Annotated in this window: 17 protein-coding genes; 9 read left to right on the top strand and 8 right to left on the bottom strand. The window is 72.4% G+C overall.

The window, feature by feature from the left end; translation table 11 throughout:
* Positions 1-7 precede the first annotated feature (7 nt).
* Complete coding sequence (locus tag Ari01nite_RS08150; protein ID WP_203780494.1) at positions 8-1,450, bottom strand: hypothetical protein; 1,443 nt, start codon at positions 1,448-1,450, stop codon at positions 8-10.
* Between the two features lie 127 nt (positions 1,451-1,577).
* The gene (locus Ari01nite_RS08145) at positions 1,578-2,393 is read right to left on the bottom strand and encodes a class I SAM-dependent methyltransferase (protein WP_203780493.1); all 816 of its coding nucleotides are present in this window, start codon (positions 2,391-2,393) and stop codon (positions 1,578-1,580) included.
* A 98-nt stretch (positions 2,394-2,491) separates the two neighbouring features.
* Here Ari01nite_RS08145 and Ari01nite_RS08140 point away from each other — a divergent pair, with 98 nt between their 5' ends.
* Together Ari01nite_RS08140 and Ari01nite_RS08135 are read left to right on the top strand one after the other, a co-directional pair.
* A complete protein-coding gene (locus Ari01nite_RS08140) occupies positions 2,492-3,115 on the top strand; it encodes a TetR/AcrR family transcriptional regulator (protein ID WP_239162568.1) in 624 nt (207 codons plus the stop codon).
* 36 nt (positions 3,116-3,151) lie between these two features.
* Complete coding sequence (locus Ari01nite_RS08135; protein ID WP_203780492.1) at positions 3,152-3,940, top strand: SAM-dependent methyltransferase; 789 nt, start codon at positions 3,152-3,154, stop codon at positions 3,938-3,940.
* Positions 3,941-4,741: 801 nt separating this feature from the next.
* Here Ari01nite_RS08135 and Ari01nite_RS08130 read toward each other — a convergent pair.
* From Ari01nite_RS08130 to Ari01nite_RS08115, 4 genes are read right to left on the bottom strand one after another with little or no spacing between them, the layout of a single operon-like run.
* On the bottom strand, positions 4,742-5,932 hold the full coding sequence (locus tag Ari01nite_RS08130; protein ID WP_203780491.1) for an ABC transporter permease: 1,191 nt from the start codon (positions 5,930-5,932) through the stop codon (positions 4,742-4,744).
* Positions 5,929-6,618, bottom strand: coding sequence for an ABC transporter ATP-binding protein (locus tag Ari01nite_RS08125; RefSeq protein ID WP_438872155.1), 690 nt, complete (start codon positions 6,616-6,618; stop codon positions 5,929-5,931). Before Ari01nite_RS08125 ends, Ari01nite_RS08130 begins: the two co-directional genes overlap by 4 nt.
* 2 nt (positions 6,619-6,620) lie before the next feature.
* Entirely contained in the window at positions 6,621-7,670 is a 1,050-nt protein-coding gene (locus tag Ari01nite_RS50830) for a peptidoglycan-binding protein (protein WP_203780490.1), read from the bottom strand.
* A complete protein-coding gene (locus Ari01nite_RS08115) occupies positions 7,640-8,188 on the bottom strand; it encodes a hypothetical protein (protein ID WP_203780489.1) in 549 nt (182 codons plus the stop codon). Before Ari01nite_RS08115 ends, Ari01nite_RS50830 begins: the two co-directional genes overlap by 31 nt.
* A gap of 101 nt (positions 8,189-8,289) precedes the next feature.
* On the opposite strand from Ari01nite_RS08115, the gene Ari01nite_RS08110 reads away from it, so the two are divergent.
* The 3 genes from Ari01nite_RS08110 (at position 8,290) to Ari01nite_RS08100 (ending at position 10,869) form a co-directional block, all read left to right on the top strand.
* On the top strand, positions 8,290-8,976 hold the full coding sequence (locus tag Ari01nite_RS08110) for a response regulator transcription factor (RefSeq protein ID WP_203780488.1): 687 nt from the start codon (positions 8,290-8,292) through the stop codon (positions 8,974-8,976).
* A complete protein-coding gene (locus tag Ari01nite_RS08105) occupies positions 8,973-10,337 on the top strand; it encodes a HAMP domain-containing sensor histidine kinase (protein ID WP_203780487.1) in 1,365 nt (454 codons plus the stop codon). The genes Ari01nite_RS08110 and Ari01nite_RS08105 overlap by 4 nt, the downstream gene beginning before the upstream one ends.
* 85 nt (positions 10,338-10,422) lie before the next feature.
* On the top strand, positions 10,423-10,869 hold the full coding sequence (locus Ari01nite_RS08100) for a DUF6918 family protein (protein WP_203780486.1): 447 nt from the start codon (positions 10,423-10,425) through the stop codon (positions 10,867-10,869).
* On the opposite strand, the gene Ari01nite_RS08095 is transcribed toward Ari01nite_RS08100, so the two are convergent.
* The gene (locus Ari01nite_RS08095) at positions 10,866-11,933 is read right to left on the bottom strand and encodes a sugar ABC transporter substrate-binding protein (RefSeq protein WP_203780485.1); all 1,068 of its coding nucleotides are present in this window, start codon (positions 11,931-11,933) and stop codon (positions 10,866-10,868) included. The two genes, Ari01nite_RS08100 and Ari01nite_RS08095, sit on opposite strands and share 4 nt — an antisense overlap.
* Before the next feature lie 133 nt (positions 11,934-12,066).
* Between Ari01nite_RS08095 and Ari01nite_RS08090 the strand changes: the two genes are divergently transcribed.
* Complete coding sequence (locus tag Ari01nite_RS08090; protein ID WP_203780484.1) at positions 12,067-14,007, top strand: putative bifunctional diguanylate cyclase/phosphodiesterase; 1,941 nt, start codon at positions 12,067-12,069, stop codon at positions 14,005-14,007.
* An 18-nt stretch (positions 14,008-14,025) separates the two neighbouring features.
* Here Ari01nite_RS08090 and Ari01nite_RS08085 read toward each other — a convergent pair whose 3' ends face one another.
* Entirely contained in the window at positions 14,026-14,424 is a 399-nt protein-coding gene (locus Ari01nite_RS08085) for a hypothetical protein (RefSeq protein WP_203780483.1), read from the bottom strand.
* A gap of 149 nt (positions 14,425-14,573) precedes the next feature.
* Here Ari01nite_RS08085 and Ari01nite_RS08080 point away from each other — a divergent pair, with 149 nt between their 5' ends.
* From Ari01nite_RS08080 to Ari01nite_RS08070, 3 genes are all read left to right on the top strand, one after another.
* Positions 14,574-15,242, top strand: coding sequence for a response regulator (locus tag Ari01nite_RS08080; protein WP_203780482.1), 669 nt, complete (start codon positions 14,574-14,576; stop codon positions 15,240-15,242).
* A complete protein-coding gene (locus Ari01nite_RS08075; RefSeq protein WP_203780481.1) occupies positions 15,239-17,026 on the top strand; it encodes a sensor histidine kinase in 1,788 nt (595 codons plus the stop codon). The genes Ari01nite_RS08080 and Ari01nite_RS08075 overlap by 4 nt, the downstream gene beginning before the upstream one ends.
* 100 nt (positions 17,027-17,126) lie before the next feature.
* A complete protein-coding gene (locus Ari01nite_RS08070; protein ID WP_203780480.1) occupies positions 17,127-18,077 on the top strand; it encodes an ABC transporter substrate-binding protein in 951 nt (316 codons plus the stop codon).
* Positions 18,078-18,140: the final 63 nt, after the last annotated feature.

Raw genomic sequence — 18,140 nt, 5'->3', positions numbered from 1 at the left:
CCAGCCTTTACCGGGCGTTGACCAGCCGGTCGACGATCAGGGTGGTCACGTCGCCGGTGGTCCGGACGTCGTAGCGGGTCCTGGCCGACCGCCAGCCGGGCTCGGTGAGGGTGCTGCCGGCCTTGACCGCCGTGGTCGTCTTGCCGGCCACGGTGGCGGTCGCGGCGCCCTTGCCGAGCCGGACCCGGACCGGCGCGCCGGCCTCGGTGCGCACGGTGAGCTCGCCCATCGTGCCGGCCACGGTCAGCGGCACGGTGCCCTTCGGCTTGGGCAGTTGCAGCACCGAGCGGGCGGCCCCGCCGGCGATGTCCAGCGCCGCGATGCCGCCGGCCCGCGCGTCGAGGTCGAGCTCGGTGGTGCCGGCCGTGAGCTTCACCGTCCACGCCACCTTGGTGCTCAGCACGACCTCGGCACCCACCGTGCCGGGCGCACCGGTCGGCGTGATGGTCAGCGTGGTGCCGCCCTTGGTGTCGGTCACCGCCGGGTTGGTGGACGCGTCCAGGCCGGAGATGTTGAACAGCACGTCACCGAGGTCGGCGGTGCGGAAGCGCAGCATCGCGGCGTTGCCGGTGACCTCGAGCTGCCGGGTCTTGACCTGGCCGAGCGGCGCGCTGATCAGGGCCGGTGGCGGGCCCGCCACCGGGGCGGTCTGCACCACGTCGGACGGCTGCACGGGCGGCGGCACCACGCCCACCGTGCCGGCCGACGACCGGTTCGTGGCCGGCTGGTAGGCCTCGGCCTGCCCGAGCACCACGCCCACGGTGAGCGAGACCAGCACGGCGGTGAACACCCACAGCCGCCACGGCTTCTTGACCTGCGGCTCGTAGACCAGCACGGCCCGGCCGGCCACCCGCGGCGGCGGCGGCCGCTTGCCGAGCAGGCTGCGCGGCGGCTCGGCGGCCTCGGACCGGGCCGCCACCGAGGTCGGCACCAGCGGCAACTGGTCGGTGGGCTCGTTGGCGTAGCTGCGGACCGGCGGCCAGTTCGCCGCCGGCGGGCCGGCGGCCGGGACGTCGGCCGGCGGCATGCCCGCGGACGGGATCCCGACGGCCGGCGGCAGGCCCGCCGACGGCAGGCCGAGCGAGCTGGGCGGCAACGCCGGCTGCTGCGGCTGCTTGCGCATCGACGACGGCATCGCGACGGTGGGCCGGCCGGAAGCCGACGTGGTGCCGGCCGGCGGGCGTGGACCGCCGGCCGGATCAGCCGGCGGAAGCCCGGCGGCCTCCTTGCTCACCAGCCGCGAGCCGCTGGGCGGGGCGCTCGGCGGCACCTGGCCGATGGGTGTGCCCGGCGGGTATTTGCTGACCGGCAGCGAGGGCGCGTTACCACTGGCCGGGATGCCCGGATCGCCGGTGTCGGCCGGTGTCTCGGACCCACTCTGGCCCAACAGGCGCCTCGCGACGTTCGCGCGTCTCTGCGCGGACGACGACCTGTCGAACTGGTCGGTCACCGAACACCTCCGCTCACCGGGTTACCTGGCCCAGCACTACGGGATACGTAAGGCGGGCATGCGTCGGATCGAAGAATATCGTCGCATTCCCGCATGCTAGGAGTATCAGGGGTGAAACGGCGATGTTTCAAGATCGTGGCGTCGTTCCGCGGGCAAGCACCACTGAGACGGGCATCACGAGTCCGTCCGGGCGAGTGTACGGTGCCAGCCGCCGATTGAACGAGGCCCTGATCATGTCCCGGGTCTCGGCGCTCTGCCCGGCCACCAAAGCCGAGGTCCGGACGGTTCCGTCGAGCAGGCCGTCCCACAACTCGTCGGCGCTCGCCAGGTGGTGCTCGAACGCCATCGTGGTGACCGTGACGTCGGCCAGCCCAGCTCCGGTTAACAATGTGCCAATCTCGCCGGTGTCCGCATACCGGAAGAAGGGCGGCCCGTCGGGCAGGTCCGCCGGCGGTGGCGGTCCGACCTCCGCGATCGCCTCCACAAGCACGCCGACGAAGCGCGCCCGCTCCGGCCGGTCCCAGGCGGACAGCGCGAGCCGGCCGCCGGGCTTCAGGACCCGGACGCACTCCCCCACCACCACCTCGGGTTCGGACAGGTGCGGCAGGACGAAGTTGCCGACCACGGCGTCGAAGCGGGACGACGCGAACGGCAGGGCCTCGGCGCTCGCCTCACGGAAGTCGAGGCCCGGATGCCTATACCGGGCCAGGGCCACCATGGCGGGCGAGAGGTCCACGCCGACCGGCACCGCGCCCCGGCGGGCGGCGGCGGCGGCCGCGTAACCCGGGCCGCAGGCCAGGTCGAGCATTCTGGTTCCGGTGGTCACCCGGGCCGCGTCCAGCAACGGCCCGGCCACCCGGCCGGTGATGTGGCCGATCATGCGGTCGTACGCGGCCGCCAGATGCCGCCAACCGGCCTCCTCGAAAGTTCGGAAGGCATTCACAATCGGTAGTCTCCCACTTACTCGGCGGCTCGTAACCGGCCAACCGGTCGCGAGTAGGGTTGCGGCAAGCTCCGCCAACCGTCAGGCAGGACGCATCGTTGACCACACCCCGCAAACGCCGCGCCGACCGGCAGCAGGACCTCATCGAGGCAGCCCGCCGCGCCATGGTGCTGCACGGCACCGACGGCGTGCAGATCAAGCAGGTGGCCGCCGAGGCCGGCCTCACCTCGGGTGCGGTGCTCTACCACTACTCCGACCTCCAGGACCTGCTGCTCGACGCGCACCACGCCGGGTTGGAGCGGTTCTACCAGGCCCGGGTACGCCGGGTCGCCGAGGTGGCCGACCCGGCCGGCAAGCTGGTGGTGACGATCCGGTCCGGGCTGCCGGACGGTCCCGACGACACCGACGTGCGGCTGCTGTGCGAGTTGGGCGGTGCGGCCGGGCGCAACCGGGTCTATGCGGCGCTGCTGACGACGCTGTACGACCGGCAGGTGTCGATGTACCAGACCATCCTCGAATCGGGCGCCGCCCAGGGGGTGTTCACGCTGGCCGGCCCGGCGCTGACCATCGCCCGCAACCTGGTGGCGCTCGAGGACGCGTACGGCTGCCGGATCGTCACCCGGCACCCGACCATCGGCGTGGCCGAGGCGGTCGAACTGATCCTGAGCTACGCGCGCGGGTTCACCGGTCACCGGTTGGACCGGCCTGACGTACCATGTTGATCACGTCAGGCCACTGTGGACCGAATGGAGCCGGGGATGACCGACACACCCGACCTGAACACCGCCGTCCCACACTCGGCCCGGCTGTGGAACTACTGGCTAGGCGGCAAGGACAACTTCGAGTCCGACCGCTTCGCCGGCGACGAGATCGCGAGGCGGCTGCCGTCGATCATCGCGCTGGCCCGTGAGGACCGCGGCTTCCTCCGCCGCATGGTCCGCCACCTGGTCGCCGACCAGGGCATCCGCCAGATCCTCGACATCGGCACCGGCCTGCCGACCGCCGACAACACGCACGAGGTGGCCCAGGAGGCGGCCCCCGACACCAGGATCGTTTACGTCGACAACGACCCGCTGGTGCTGGTGCACGCGCGCGCCCTGCTGACCAGCACCACCGAGGGCCGCACCGACTACATCCAGGCCGACCTCAACGACCCGGCCACGATCCTCGAGCGCGCCCGCGAAACCCTCGACCTCTCCCAGCCCGTTGCCCTGACCCTGCTGGGCATCGTGCACTTCATCCTCGACGACGACGCGGCCCGCGAGGTGGTCCGTGCCCTGGTCGACGCCGTCCCGTCCGGCAGCTACCTGGCCATAGCCCACGGCTGCCGCGACATCAACACCGCCGAGGCCGACGACATCGTCGCCTTCTGGAACGAACACGGCACCCCCAAAATCAAATACCGCAGCGCCGCCGAGATCACCCAGTTCTTCGACGGCCTCGACCTGCTGGACCCGGGCGTGGTCCCGTGCAACCGCTGGCGCCCCACCCCCGAGACCACCACCACCGACGTCAACCAGTACTGCGGAGTAGCCCGCAAACCCTGACCCGCCGCCGCCGGCGGTCCACCCCCTTCTGCCAGCCGCTCTGCCAGCCGCTCTGCCAGCCGCCCTGCCAGCCGCCCTGCCAGGCGGCCCGCCAAGCGCCCCTCATCGCCGCAAAAAGCGGCGTATTCCGCCTATATCCGGCGTGCGGAATGGACGTTGTCGAGTTGCTGTTCGTCGATGACACGAGATCGACAAGATCGGCACATCCGCTGGGGACAGCACTCCGCCGGGAACCGCTCCCCAGGGAACTGAGCTCCGCCAGGGACAGCACTCCGCCGGGAGCAGCACTCCCCCGGGAGCAGCACTCCCCCGGGAGCAGCACTCCCCCGGGAACGCCACTCCGCCAGCGATTGGACACCGGGAGGGCGAGATCGCCGGCAGCGAGGCGTCCCGCGAGAGCGGCCGTGCCGGACGTCGGCGCTCGAGCGCCCCCGGCGGTCGTCCCGGGTGGCGTCCCACTCCGCCCTCAACCCAATCCCCGACCGCGACCCGCCCGGCCGGCCGGGGGGCAGATCTTGTAGATCCCGTGTCATCGACGAACAGCAACTCGACAACGTCCACTCCGCAGAGCGGGATAAAGGCGATATATGCCGTTTGCGGGCCGTGGGCGAGGGCGGCGGAGCGGGGGCGCGGCGGGATGGGGCGCGGCGGGATGGGGCGCGGCGGGATGGGGCGCGGCGGGGCGCGGCGCGGCGCGGCGCGGCGAACCGCAACCGGGACTTTGGCGCCTAACCGGGCTCCGCCGCCACCTAACCGGGGGCTCCGCCGCCAGCTGAGGGGCGGCGGCCCGGCACCGGATAATCAGACCGTCCTCAATGCCTCGGTGGGTGACAGGCGGCTGGCTCGCACCGCCGGGTACAGGCCGGCCACCGCCCCGATCAGCACCGCGGCGGCGAAACCGCCGGCTATCCCCGTGGTGGGCACCAGGAGCGGCCAGCCGCGCAGCAGGTCGTATACCGCCGTGATCGCGGTGCCCAGCAGCGCGCCGCCCAGGCCGCCTATTGCGGACAGCAGCACCGCCTCGGCCAGGAACTGGGCGCTGATGTGGCGGCGGGTGGCGCCCAGGGCGCGGCGCAAGCCGATCTCGGAGCGGCGTTCCAGGACCGAGATGACCATGACGTTGGCGATTCCTACGCCGCCTACCAGCAGGGCCACCGCGCCCAGGGCCAGGAACAGGTTGGTGAAGGCGCTGCTCGCGGCGGCCTTGGCGGCTATCGCGTCGGAAGGGCGGGAGACGGTCACCTGGTCGGGGTCGCGCGGGTTGGCCGTGGCCGCCACCACGCCGCGTACGGCATCCACAGAATTTGGCATGGTGCGCAAGTAGACCGTGCCTGGGGCCTCGTCGGCGCCTAACGCGCTGATCGCCAGGTCGCGGCCGATCAGGACGCTGCGGTCCAGGTCCTGGGCCAGTTCGACCGGGCGCAGCACGCCGATCACCGAGAACCACTGGTCGGCCACCCACACCTTGGCGCCGGTGGTGACGCCCAGGCGTTCGGCCGCCACCGCGCCCAGCACCGTCACCGGCAAGGCGCTGCGGGTCGAGTCCAGCCAGGCGCCGGTTGCCAGTTCGGCGGCCAGCGTGTCCAGCAGCGCGGGATCGGCCGCCTGCACGGTCAGGCCGCCGGTGTGGGTCGACGGGACCAGGTCGGTGCGGCGCACCGTGCCGTCGACGGGCGTGACCGACGCTACCCGCTCGACCGGGCCGATCCGGGCCAGCATCTGTTCGGCGGTCGCCGGCAGCGTGGTCTCGCCGCCGCCGATGCCGCCGCCGGCCTGCACGGTCAGCAGGTTGGTTCCCAGGCGGTCCAGCGAGGCCAGCAGGTCGGCCTTCGACGAGTCGGAGACGCCCAGCACCGACACCATGGCGGCGATGCCGATCGCGATGCCCAGGGCGGACAGCACGGCCCGCGTCCGGCGGGTGCGCAGGCCGATCGAGCCGACCCGGAGCAGGTCGCCGGCGTGCAGCGAGCTTCGTTCCAGGGTCGCGGTCACCGGGTCACCGCCAGTGGCGCGCCGGTGTCCTGGGCGATCCGGCCGTCGCGCATGGTGACCTGCCGGGGCAGGCCGGCCGCGATCTCCCGGTCGTGGGTGATCACGACGATGGTGGCGCCGCCGGCGTGCAGTTCGTGCAGCAGGGCCACGATCGACTCGCCGGAGGCGCTGTCCAGGGAACCGGTCGGCTCGTCGGCCAGGACCACCGACGGCCGGCCGACCAGGGCGCGGGCGATGGCGACCCGCTGCCGCTCACCGCCGGACAGTTTCTGCGGATGGTGGCTCAGCCGGTGGCCCAGGCCGACCCGGTCGAGGGCCTCGGCGGCGCGGTGCCGGCGACCCGAGCGGGAGACGCCGTGATAGAGCAGGCCGTCCGCGACGTTGTCCAGCGCGCTCATCCCGGAGAGCAGGAAGAACTGCTGGAACACGAAGCCGATGGCCTGGCCGCGCAGCGCCGACAGGTCGCGGTCGGACAGTCCGGACACGTCGTGCCCGGTGACCCGGACCAGGCCGCTGGTGGGCCGTTCCAGGGTGCCGACGATGTTCATCAGGGTGGTCTTGCCGGAGCCGGACGGGCCCACGACGGCGAGCAGTTCACCGGGCTGCACGGTCAGGCTGACACCGTGCAGGACCGGGGTGGGCGGGTCGGTGTCGTACGTCTTCACGACGTCGCGCAGTTCCAGCACGGTCACGACGGCACCACCACCGCGAGGCCCTCGGACACTCCGGTGACCTCGGCGAACTCGTCGGTGACCGTGCCCACCTCGACGCCGGTGAGCCGGGACTGGCCGGCGGCCTGCACCGCGTAGCCGCCCTCGGCCAGCGCCAGCAGCGCGATCACCGGCACGGTCAGCACGCCCTCGTCGCGGGACTGCTCGATGGTCACCGTCACCGCACCGCTGTCGAACGCCGCCGCGTCGGCCGGCCTGGTCAGGGTCACCTCCATGGTGACGGTCGGGTCGGCGTCCGGGTCGGCCGGGTTGTCCTGCGCGTCGGTGCCGACGATGGCCACCTTGCCCGGGGTCTCCCGGCCGTCCGGCAGCCGTACGCTCACCGCATCCCCCGCCGCCACCAGGCCGGACTTGTCGACCTCCAGGTCCACCTCGGCGACCTTGACGGCCGACGACACGGTCAGCACCGGCGCGGCCGGCCCGACCTGCGCGCCGACCGGCGCGGGACGGCTCACCACCCGCAGGTTGCCGGGGGCGAACACCACGTCGCCCAGCTCGACCGTGCCGTCCGGGCCGGCGCGGCCGAGGTCCTCCTCCCAGTCCTCGACGGCGTCCGCGGTGGCTGCCGAGAAGTGGTCGTCGACCGTCAGCGAATGTCCGAGTGCTTTCAACGCCGTCTCCAGCTGGCGCACGTCTTCGCCGTCTGCCGAGTCGGTGTTCAGCACCCGGTACGCCGGCACCTTCCCGGTGAGCAGCACGGTGGGTTCGAGGTTCACCGCGTACAGGATCTGTCTGCTTTTGATCGTCGCTCCCTCGGCCGCCAGCGCGGTCACCACACCGGCCCGGTGCACGGTGAGGTCGCGCTGGCCGGCATAGCCGAGATCACCCTTGACCTCCTCGGTGACCACCAGGTCCCGCTTGGTGACGGTCGCGGTGGCACCCGGTTTGGGAGCGGGTGGCTGAGAAGCGGCCGGCCAGCGCCACACGGTCGCGGCAACCGCGACGGCAACCACTGCGCCGGCGCCGAGAACCCGCTTCACCGGATACCGGCCCAGACGTCCTGACATTCCTCCATCGCCGCGGCCACCTTGGGATCGTCCCGGTCCAGGCGGCCGAACATGCCGCTGCCGAGGTTCGAGAAGTCCGGGTCCGGCAGGTCGACGCCCTGCTCGCGCATGCACTTCGCGAACTTGAGCGCCGCGTCCTGGAACTCCGGGGAGTTGATCATGCTCTGGGCGGCCGAGGTGATGCCCTCCGGCGGCTCGCCGCACTTCTCCTGGGCGGCCCGCAACTTGTCGCGGTCGATCTGCTGACCGCCGGCCGGCCGCGCGAAAACCAGCTGGCCGTTCTCGTCGAAGGTCGGGTCCGGCATGTCGACTCCCTGCTTGCGCAGGCATTCGACGTACGCCATCACCTCTTTTTCGACGTCACCGGCCGGCTTGGAGGCGGCCGGCTTGGAGGCGGCCGGCGACGACTGGTCGCCGAGCGTGGCGATGCCGCCGCTGTCGTCGCTGTCCGAGCCGCAGGCGCCGAGGAACAGACCTGCGGTCAGCAGCAGCGTCGCGATGCGCTGTCGTTTCGTCATGGCGACCACGCTCGGCCGCCGGAATGAGACCGGAGTGAGCCGAGTCTGAGAAACGCGTGAGTTCTCATTCTCCTCTTAGCCACGCTGCGCAGACTGGTGCCATGGCGGTGCGCGTACTCGTCGTGGACGACGACCCCGATGTCCGGGACAGCCTGCGGCGGAGTCTTTCCTTTGAGGGGTACGAGGTGACGACCGCGGGCGACGGCCTGCAGGCGCTCGACGCGATCGCCGCCGACCGGCCGGACGTGGTCGTTCTCGATCTGCAGATGCCGGTGCTGGGTGGGCTCGAGGCGTGTCGCCGGCTGCGCAAGCAGGGCAGCGACGTGCCGGTGCTGATGCTGACCGCCCGGCAGGCCACCCGCGACCGGGTGACCGGGCTGGACGCCGGCGCCGACGACTACCTGCCCAAGCCGTTCGCGCTGGAGGAGTTGCTGGCCCGGCTGCGGGCGCTGGCCCGGCGGTTCACCGCGGGCACGGCCGCCACCGGGGTGCTGCACTTCGCCGACCTGGAGCTGGACACCGCCACCCGGGAGGTGTGCCGGGCCGGGCGGCCGGTCACCCTGACCCGCACCGAGTATCAGCTGCTGGAGCTGTTCCTGCGGCACCCGCGGCAGGTGCTGACCCGGCGGCAGATCCTCGCCGAGGTGTGGGGCTACGACTTCGAGCCGGGCTCCAACACCCTGGAGGTGTACGTGGGCTACCTACGCCGCAAGACCGAGGAGCACAATCCGGTACGCCTGCTGCAGAACATCCGGGGCGTGGGCTACGCGCTGCGGGAAACCCCGTGACCGCCCCCGGCCTGCGGGTGCGGCTGGCGCTGATCAGCGCCGCCGCGGTGGCCGTCGCGATCGCCGCGGTCAGCGTGCTCGCCTGGTGGGCCACCGCCGGCACGATGCGCGGGCAGATCGACGGCGCGCTGACCGGTCCCCCGCTGGCCAACCGGGTCGAGCGGACCGGCGCCACGGTGGCCAGCCCGGAGTTGCTGTGCCGGGTGCCCCGGGCCGCGGTCGCCGCGCTGTTCCGCACCGACACCGGCGGCATGCAGCTGATCCGGGCCGACGGCACGTCCTGCACCCTCTCCGGCTCGCCGGCCGTGCCGCCGACCGCCGCCGACATCGCCGTGGCCGCCGGCGGGCCGGCCACCCGGCTGCGCAACACCAGCACCGACACCGGCGTGCACGTGCGCGCGATCACCTATCCGGTGACCGGCGGCTACGCGCTGATGGTCTGGCGTGACCTCACCGAGATGGACGCCACCCTGCGCCGGCTCGCGCTGTGGCTGCTGCTGGCCGGCGGCCTCGGCGTCGGCGTGGCGCTCAGCGCCGGCTGGATTGTGGCCCGGACCGGGCTGCGGCCGCTGGACCGGCTCACCGACGCGGCCGAGCATGTGGCCGCCACCCGCGACCTCCAGGTGCCGATCGAGGTGCGCGGCAACGACGAGGTGGCCCGGCTGGCCCGCGCGTTCAACCGGATGACCGCGGCGCTGGAGCTGGCCCGGCAGCGCCAGAAACAGATGATCGACGACGCCGGGCACGAGCTGCGCACCCCGATGACCAGCCTGCGCACCAACATCGAGCTGCTGGTGCGCAGCGAGGACGGCGCCCGGCTGGCCCCGGCCGACCGCCGCGACCTGCTCGCCAGCGTCTCGGCCCAGGTGCAGGAGCTGTCCGTGCTGGCCGGCGAGCTGACCCTGCTGACGCACGACGAGCCGGCGGTCGAGCCGGTGCCGCTGCGGCTCGACGAGGTGGCCGCCCGCGCGGTCCGCCGGGCCTCGCGCCGCGGCCGGCACCCGGTGGTCACCGATCTCCAGCCATGGCACGTGGTCGGCGATCCGGCGGCGCTGGAGCGGGCGGTGCTCAACCTGGTGGACAACGCGATCAAGTTCTCGCCGCCCGGTTCGACGGTCACGGTGCGGCTGCGCGGCGGCCGGCTGGACGTCGCCGACGAGGGCCCGGGAATTCCGGAGGACGAACGCGGCCAGGTCTTCGAGCGGTTCTGGCGGTCGCCGGCCGCCCGGGCCCTGCCGGGTAGCGGTTTGGGCCTGGCCATCGTGGCCGACGTGGTGGCCGGGCACGGCGGAACGGTGGAGGTGGGCTCGTCCGCGGCGGGAGGGGCCACCTTCACGGTCCGGCTGCCCGGTCACCACTAACTGCCGACAGGTCCGGACCGGACGGCGGCCGACCGCGGCCACGCAGGTGAAGATCAACTCCGGGTGATCCGGCTAGCGTCCCGGGATGCACACCAACCTCTCCGACATCCTGCTCCGGCTCGGTGCACAGCAGCAGATCGCGGCCGACTGCCAGGCCCTGGTCGAACGGGAACTGGCCACCAAGTCCGGCGTCTCCGCGGCCGCCGTGAAGGTCGCCTACAAGGCGGTGACCGCGTTCGCGCCCGGCTACTACGCGGCGACGGTCGAGAGCATGGTCCCGGACATGCTCAAGCAGCTCGACCCGTTCTGGGCCGACTACCGGGCGGCCGGCGGCGGCCGGTTCGGCGACTACCTGGTCACCCGGCCGGACGAGGTGTCCGAGGCGTTGCTCCAGGTCACCGACGGGATGGCGCAGTACTCCGAGAGGCCCGCGGTGGTGAAGGCGTACGGCGCGGTCCGCGGTGGCGCCGCCAGGCACATCGCGGCGGCGCTGCCCGCGGTCGGCGCGCTGGCCGAGAGGTACGCCGGCTAGCTCACCTCGGAGAGCTTGCGCAGGTAGGTGGCGTCGCTCAGGATCTTCTCCACCTGGGCGGCGACCCCCTGCGCGGTGGCCTCCTTGCTCGCCTGGCGGGCTATGACCTGGTCGATGTTCGCCGAGTTCACCGGCAGCCCGGGGATGTAGAGCCAGCCCTCCGGCAGCGGCTCACCGCTCTTGGCGTGCTTGGCCTGGAGATAACCGGCGACCTCGCCCTTGAGGAAGTGCTCCGGCGACGCCAGCACCAGTTCGCCCGCCTTCACCGCGTCCAGCGACTTCGGGTCGAGGTCGAACGCGCCGGCCTGCCACGTCGCCTTCCGCTCGCGCCGGATCGCGGCCAGGTTCCAGCCGTCCGCGTCGCCGGTGCCCAGGAACGCGATCGCGTCCTTGTTCGCCGAGGTCAGCGTCTTCCAAGCGGCCAGGTTGGCGGCCGGCTCCTGCTTGGTGTCGAACGGGCCGAGGATCCGGACACCGGGCAGCTTCTCCTTGAATTCGTCGCGGATGCCCTTGGCCCGGCGGTCGAGCACCTTGACGCCGGGCGCGTTGTTGCCGATGACGACCTTGCCAGCGGTGCCGGCGGGCAGCTTGGCGATGACCTCGCGGGCCAGCGAACGGCCGAGCTCGTAGTTGTCGTTGCCGACGAACAGCTTGACCCCGGTCGTGCTCATCGGCGGGTTGTCCACCGCGATCACCGGGATCTCGGCCTTGACCGCCTCGGCCATGGCCGGCGAGACGACGTCGGGCGTCAGGGTGAACACCGAGATGCCGCTCTTGGCGGTCTTCTGCGCCTCCTGCAACAGCTGCAGCTGCTTGGCGCCGTCGACGATCGCCGGCCCGGTGATGTCGGCGGTGACCCCGCCGACCCGGTCCACGCCGGCCCGGAAGCCGTCGCCCATCGCGGCCGCGAAGCTCAGCCCGGTGGTGGCCAGCACGAACGCGATCTTCGGCGGGCCGCCGCCGCTCGCGCCGGTGCCTTCGCTGTCGCCGCCGCAGGCGGCCGAACCGAACGCCATCAGCACCACGGCCGCGGCGCCAAACAGTCTCCTGGCAGGAAATTTCATGTCATCCCCGTCTTTGACGCTGATCTGCCCCAAGTATGGAGCGATTCGGTGTCACTCACGGTGCATTCCTCAATACGGCGTGCTCCCCACCGATCGGGTCAGGTCGGAGACGCGACGGGACCGAGGAGGCCGGATGCTGAGCAGGGCCATCCGCAGCAAGACCATGGCGCGGGCCGCCGTGGTCGGGCTGTCCCTCGGCGTCACCGCGCTCGCCGGCCTCGCGGGCTACAGCGTCTCCAACAACGCCGACACCATCAACCACGTGCGTACCGCGTCGCTGCAGAGCGACCAGTGGAGCCAGGTCACCCTCGACGTCAGCATCGAGTACGAGATGCTCACCGACTACCTGCGGGCCAGCAGCGACGAGGGCCGGCAGCCGCTGCTGTCCGCCATGCGCTCGGCCGATGACAACCTGGCCTGGCTGACCACCCAGGGCGAGGCCGCGGACATCGAGCAGGCCGCCGAGGTGAGCGACAGCTACCAGGCGTACACCGAGACGCTGACCGAGCTGATCGACGCGCAGGAGGACGGCGACACGGAGTCGATGGCGGCGCTCTCCGAGCAGGCCGCCCTCGGCGCCTCGACGCTGCGCAAGAACGGCATCGCGCAGGTGGCACGCAAGCGGCTCGAGGTCGACCAGTACCTGAGCCTGGTGGACGAGCGCAACCGCGGGCTACTGCTCGCCGGTGGCATCATCGTCGGCGTCGACGTGCTCCTGCTGCTGCTGTGCGCGCTCGTGGTGATCGGCCACCAGCGCCGGATCGAGCGGCAGGCGAAGGAGAACAAGTACCGGGCCGGCCACGACGGCCTCACCGGGCTGGCCAACCGCTCGCTGCTCACCGAACGCGTCGACCGGACGCTCGCCCAGGCCGAGCGCGACGGCGACCCGGTCGGCCTGCTGCTGCTCGACCTCAACAAGTTCAAGGAGGTCAACGACACGCTCGGCCACCACGCCGGCGACCTGCTGCTGACCGAGGTGGCGGACCGGCTCTCCGGCGCGGTCCGCGACTCCGACACGGTGGCCCGGCTCGGTGGCGACGAGTTCGCCGTCCTGCTGCCCGGTGTCGGCACCGCCGAGGACTGCCTCGACCTGGCCCGCCGGATCCTGGAGGCGGTGCAGGGCCCGGCCGAGCTGGACGGCGTCCGGGTCGACATCAGCGGCAGCATCGGCGCCGCGGTGTACCCGGTGCACAGTGCGAACTCGGCGGAACTGCTGCAGCACGCCGACATCGCGATGTACACGGCCAAGCGGTCCCGGTGCGGCGCCGCGCTCTACGACGCGCGGACCGACAGCCGCAGCTCCGAGCAGCTGGGCCTGATCGGCGAGCTGCACCGGGCCATCGCCGAGGGCGAGCTGGTGCTGCACTACCAGCCCAAGGTCGCCACCGACTCGGGCCGGACGGTCGGCGCCGAGGCGCTGGTGCGCTGGCAGCACCCCGAGCGCGGGCTGCTGATGCCGGGCGACTTCATCCCGCAGGCCGAGGACGACGAGATCATCGTGCCGCTCACCGACGCGGTGCTCGACCTGGCGCTGGGCCAGCACCGGGCCTGGCGCGACGGTGGCCTGCTGCTGCCGGTCGCCGTCAACATCGCGGCGGGCGGCCTCTACGACACCGCGTTCCCGGACCGGGTGGCCGCCGCGCTGACCCGGCACGACGTGGCCGCCGACATGCTCACCCTGGAGATCACCGAGACCTCCATCATCAGCGACCCGAACGAGGTGCAGGCCATCCTGGTGCGGCTGCGCGACCTCGGTGTCCGGCTGTCGATCGACGACTTCGGCACCGGGTACTCGTCGATGGCGTACCTGCAAAGCATGCCTCTCACCGAGCTCAAGATCGACCGCCGGTTCGTCCGGGCCATCCACGAGCAGGCCGGCGACGAGGCCATCGTGCAGGCGATCCTGGAGCTGGCCCGGGCGCTCGACCTGACCGTGGTGGCCGAGGGCGTGGAGCAGGCCGAGGCGCTCGCCGTGCTGGAGGCGATGGGCTGCCCGTACGCACAGGGCTACCACATGTCGCGCCCGCTGCCACCGGCCGACCTGGTCGCCTGGCTGCACGCCACGGTCGCCTGACCGGCCGGTGGGCCGGCTTCAGTCGGTGACGGGAACCGGCCGGCGCGCCGGCGTCAGCATCATCGCCACGCAGGAGATGGTGACCACCACGAAGACGGCGACCAGCGCCTGCACCGCGGCCGGCACGTCGACGAAGAACGCCGGCAGCGCCGTGATCATCGAGACGATGCGGGCGCCGGCCGCGATCCGCACGGCGCCGCGCCTGCCGGACCGCCAGGCCACCACCACGGCGACCACGGTGAGCAGGCCGAGCAGGGCGTCGATCACCAGGATCGCGAACGGCGGGCCCACCTCACCGTCGGGTGTGGGCGCCAGCACCGCGAGCATGTCCACGACGCCGAGCAGGAAAGCGAGCACCAGGCCCGCGCGGTTGAGCTTGGAGAACTGCACAACAATCACCCCGGATCGGTCCGGCATCCGCTCCCTGCGGTGCCGATGCGTCGAGCATGCGGACGGACCGGTTCCGGCCGGATCGGTCGCGGCGCCCCCCGTACCGGGAAATCTCCCGGCCGCACCCGGGAAGGAGTTCCTGGGTCGGGGTACGGCGCTGCCCTCATGATGGACCGATGACGCCGCCGCCCGGCAAGCCCATCACCGTCGTCCTGGTCGACGATCACCCGGTCGTGCGCGGCGGGCTGCGGGCCCTGATCGAGTCGTTCGACGGCTTCCGGGTGGTGGGTGAGGCGGCCGACGGCGAGCAGGCGGTCCGCGAGGTGCAGCTGCACCGGCCGGACGCGGTGATCATGGATGTACTGATGCCGCACGTGGACGGCGTCGAGGCCACCCGGCGGATCGTCCGGGCAGCGCCCGGCACCGCGGTCCTGGTGCTGTCGATGGCCGAGGACGACGACGTGGTGTTCGCCGCCATGCAGGCCGGCGCCCGCGGCTACCTGCTCAAAGGCGCCGCCCAGGAGGAGATCGACCGGGCGCTCAAGGCGGTGGTGGCCGGCGAGGCGATCTTCGGGCCGGGCGTGGCGGCCCGGGTGCTCGGACTGTTCGCCCGCGAGCCGCAGTCCGCCACGCCGTTCCCCGAGCTGACCCCGCGCGAGCGCGACGTGCTGGAGCTGGTGGCGCAGGGCCGGCGCAACGCGGCGATCGCCACCGAACTCGGGATGGCACCCAAGACGGTCGCCAACCACCTCTCCACGATCTTCACGAAGCTCCAGGTCACCGACCGGTCGGCGGCCATCGTCCGGGCCCGCGACGGCGGCCTGGGGCGGGGCCGGCCGGCGTGACCCGCGACGAGTGGACCATCTGGGTACCGTTCGGCGCGGGGCTGCTCGTCCTGGCCGGAGCCACGATCGGCCTGCGGGTGGTCCGCAAGATCCCGGCCACCGTGTTCGGCCTGCTCCTCGCCGCCGCGGCCACCGGGTTGGCCGCCGTGGTGCTGCGCCTGGCCGCGGGCTCGTCGCCGCTCACCGACCGGCTCTGGGTGCTCAGCGTGCTGGTGCTGCTGCCGACCGCTCTGGTGCTCTACCCGGACGGCCGCCCGCCCGCCGGGCTGGGCTGGGTGGCGGTGGGAGTAGTGGCGGTCTCCGGCAGCGTCGCGCTCATCACACCGCACCCGTACGCCTCCAGCGGCCTGAGCGGGATCGTCGCCTTCCTGCTGGTGCTCGCGGTGCAGTGGTGGCGCTACGAATACGCCGATCCGGCCGGCCGGCGCGCCCTGCAGTGGCTGGCGCTCGGCGCGTTCCCCGGCACCCTGCTCGCCTGCCTCAACCTTTTCGTCGCCAGCCAGGAGGCGGCCGCCGTCCTCGACCTGGCCGCCGGCGTCGTCTTCATCGCCTGCCTGGCGCTCGGCCTGGTGGCGCCCGGCGTCCGGGACGCGCGCGCGCTGGCCCTCGGGTTCAGCGTGCACGCCGGCACGGTACTGCTGGTGATGAGCGTGTACGCCGGCCTGCTCAGCGGCATCGAGACCATCGCCGGGCACCCGGTCGAGATCGCGCCCGGCGGGCTGGGCCTGCTGGCGGCCGTCTGCGCGCTCGGCTACGCCCCGTTCGCCCGGCTGTTCCGGCAGGTCATCGAGCAGTTGTTGTTCGGCGCCCGGAGCGACCCGATCCAGGCGGCCACCCGGGCCGGCGAACGGCTCAGCGACGACCCGGTGCCGGCCCTGCGGTCGCTGCGGGAGTCACTGAATCTGCCGTACGCCGCGCTGGTCGACGGCTCCGGCGAGCCGGTCGCGGTGAGCGGCAAACCCCCGGAGGCCGTGGTACGCCGCTCGCTTTCGGGGGTTGATCCGGGCGTCGGCCACCTTGAGGTCGGGCTGCGGCCCGGGCACCTGACCCTGCTCCGCGAGGACGAGCAGGTGCTGGCCGTGCTCACTCCCGCGCTGGCCCAGCTCATGCACGCCCGCCGGCTGCGCGCCGAGGTGCAGGCGTCGCGCGCCGCCGTGGTGGCCGCCATCGAGGAGGAGCGGCGCCGGCTGCGACGCGACCTGCACGACGGGATCGGGCCGCGACTGACCGGGGTCGCGTACGCCGCGGACGCCGCCCGCAACGTGCTCGGACGCGACCCGGACCGGGCCGCCGAGCTGCTGACCGGGGTACGCCAGGAGGCCGGCGAGGCGATCGTCGAGATCCGCCGGCTGGTCGAGGGCCTGCGCCCGCCCAGCCTCGACCAGGTGGGCCTGGAGCAGACCGTCCGGCAGCACGCGCGGCATCTGCTGCGCCCGGACGGCCGGCCGCTGGACGTCGACGTGCAGGTGCCCGGCCCGTTGCCGCCGCTCGGCGCCGCCGTCGAGGTCACCGCGTACCGGATCGTGGTCGAAGCCCTCACCAACGCGGCCCGGCACTCGCGCGGTGAGCGCGCCACCGTGATCCTGACCTTGGCGGACGACCGGGAACTGGCCGTCGAGGTGCACGACGACGGGCCGGCGCGAACACCGTGGGTGCCCGGATGCGGACTCACCGCGATGCGCGAACGGGCCGAGATGCTCGGCGGCACCCTCGCGGCGCGGGCGGGCGAGACCGGCGGTGTAGTCTCCGCCCGGCTGCCACTCACCGCCACACCGGTGGGCTGATCAATTGTGACCATTCCGCCCGTCCCGTATGGGCGGAGATCAGGGTACGGTTCGCCCGGCGCATAAAGGCGTCGATGTGACTTTTCCATGGGAGCGGAACATGCGTCGGATCCTCGCCGCGGTCGCCGTGCTGGCGACGCTGTTGGCGGCATCGGCCTGCGGGCCGGACGACAAGGCGGAGCAGACGACGGGTACGAAGATCGACGTCGGGGTCATCGCGATCATTGACACGGCGCCCATCTATCTCGGCAAGCAGAAGGGTTTCTTCAGCAAGCGCGGAATCGACCTCAATCTGACCGCCGAACAGGGTGGTGCGCCGATCGTCAAGGGCGTCCTCGGCGGCAAATACCAGTTCGGGTTCAGTAACGTCACCTCGCTGCTCGCGGCGACCGCCGACGGCGCCCCGCTCAAGGCGGTGGCCAGCGGCGTCGCCTCCACCGGGCGCACCGGCCGCGACTTCTCCGCGATCGTGGTCAAGGACGGTAGCCCGATCCGCTCCGCCAGGGACCTGGCCGGCAAGAGGGTCTCGGTCAACACGCTGAAGAACATCGGCGACACCACGGTGCGACAGTCGGTGCGCGAGGACGGCGGCGACCCCACCAACATCACGTTCGAGGCCATGCCGTTCCCGGCCGCGCCCGCCGCCCTGATGGCCGGCAAGGTCGACGCGGCGTGGGTGGTGGAGCCGCAACTGTCCGAGGTGCTCACCCAGGGCGGCAACGTGGTGGCGTCCAACTTCGTCGACACCGCGCCCGATCTGACCGTGGCGCTCTACTTCACCAGCAAGGACACCATCGCCAAGAACCCGGCGCTGGTGACCAGCTTCACCGAGGCGATCCGCGAGTCGATGCAGTACGCGGCCACCCACCCGGACGAGGTCCGGGACACGGTGGGCACGTACACCACGATCAACGACACGGTCCGAATCGCGATGATCCTGCCCAACTGGCCGCAGGACATCAACCGGACGTCGCTGGAGCGGGTCGCCCAGCTGGGCACCGTGGACGGCATCTTCAAGAAGGTGCCGACCCTGGAGCAGCTGCTCCCGTAACTCTCCGTGCACCGGACACGCCCGTCACTCAGCCGAGTGGCGGGCGTGTCCCGTGTTGCGCGT

The organism is Paractinoplanes rishiriensis (assembly GCF_016862375.1).
Lineage (GTDB): Bacteria > Actinomycetota > Actinomycetes > Mycobacteriales > Micromonosporaceae > Actinoplanes > Actinoplanes rishiriensis.
Note: the sequence above shows the minus strand (reverse complement) of the source record. Positions and strands in the feature narration are given on the sequence as shown.

Coding starts and splice junctions, on each gene's coding strand:
- Ari01nite_RS08090 (WP_203780484.1), top strand. CDS start 12,067: ATGCTGAGCAGGGCCATCCGCAGCAAGACCATGGCGCGGGCCGCCGTG.
- Ari01nite_RS08085 (WP_203780483.1), bottom strand. CDS start 14,424: ATGCCGGACCGATCCGGGGTGATTGTTGTGCAGTTCTCCAAGCTCAAC.
- Ari01nite_RS08115 (WP_203780489.1), bottom strand. CDS start 8,188: ATGACGAAACGACAGCGCATCGCGACGCTGCTGCTGACCGCAGGTCTG.
- Ari01nite_RS50830 (WP_203780490.1), bottom strand. CDS start 7,670: ATGTCAGGACGTCTGGGCCGGTATCCGGTGAAGCGGGTTCTCGGCGCC.
- Ari01nite_RS08110 (WP_203780488.1), top strand. CDS start 8,290: ATGGCGGTGCGCGTACTCGTCGTGGACGACGACCCCGATGTCCGGGAC.
- Ari01nite_RS08100 (WP_203780486.1), top strand. CDS start 10,423: ATGCACACCAACCTCTCCGACATCCTGCTCCGGCTCGGTGCACAGCAG.
- Ari01nite_RS08095 (WP_203780485.1), bottom strand. CDS start 11,933: ATGAAATTTCCTGCCAGGAGACTGTTTGGCGCCGCGGCCGTGGTGCTG.
- Ari01nite_RS08070 (WP_203780480.1), top strand. CDS start 17,127: ATGCGTCGGATCCTCGCCGCGGTCGCCGTGCTGGCGACGCTGTTGGCG.
- Ari01nite_RS08080 (WP_203780482.1), top strand. CDS start 14,574: ATGACGCCGCCGCCCGGCAAGCCCATCACCGTCGTCCTGGTCGACGAT.
- Ari01nite_RS08135 (WP_203780492.1), top strand. CDS start 3,152: ATGACCGACACACCCGACCTGAACACCGCCGTCCCACACTCGGCCCGG.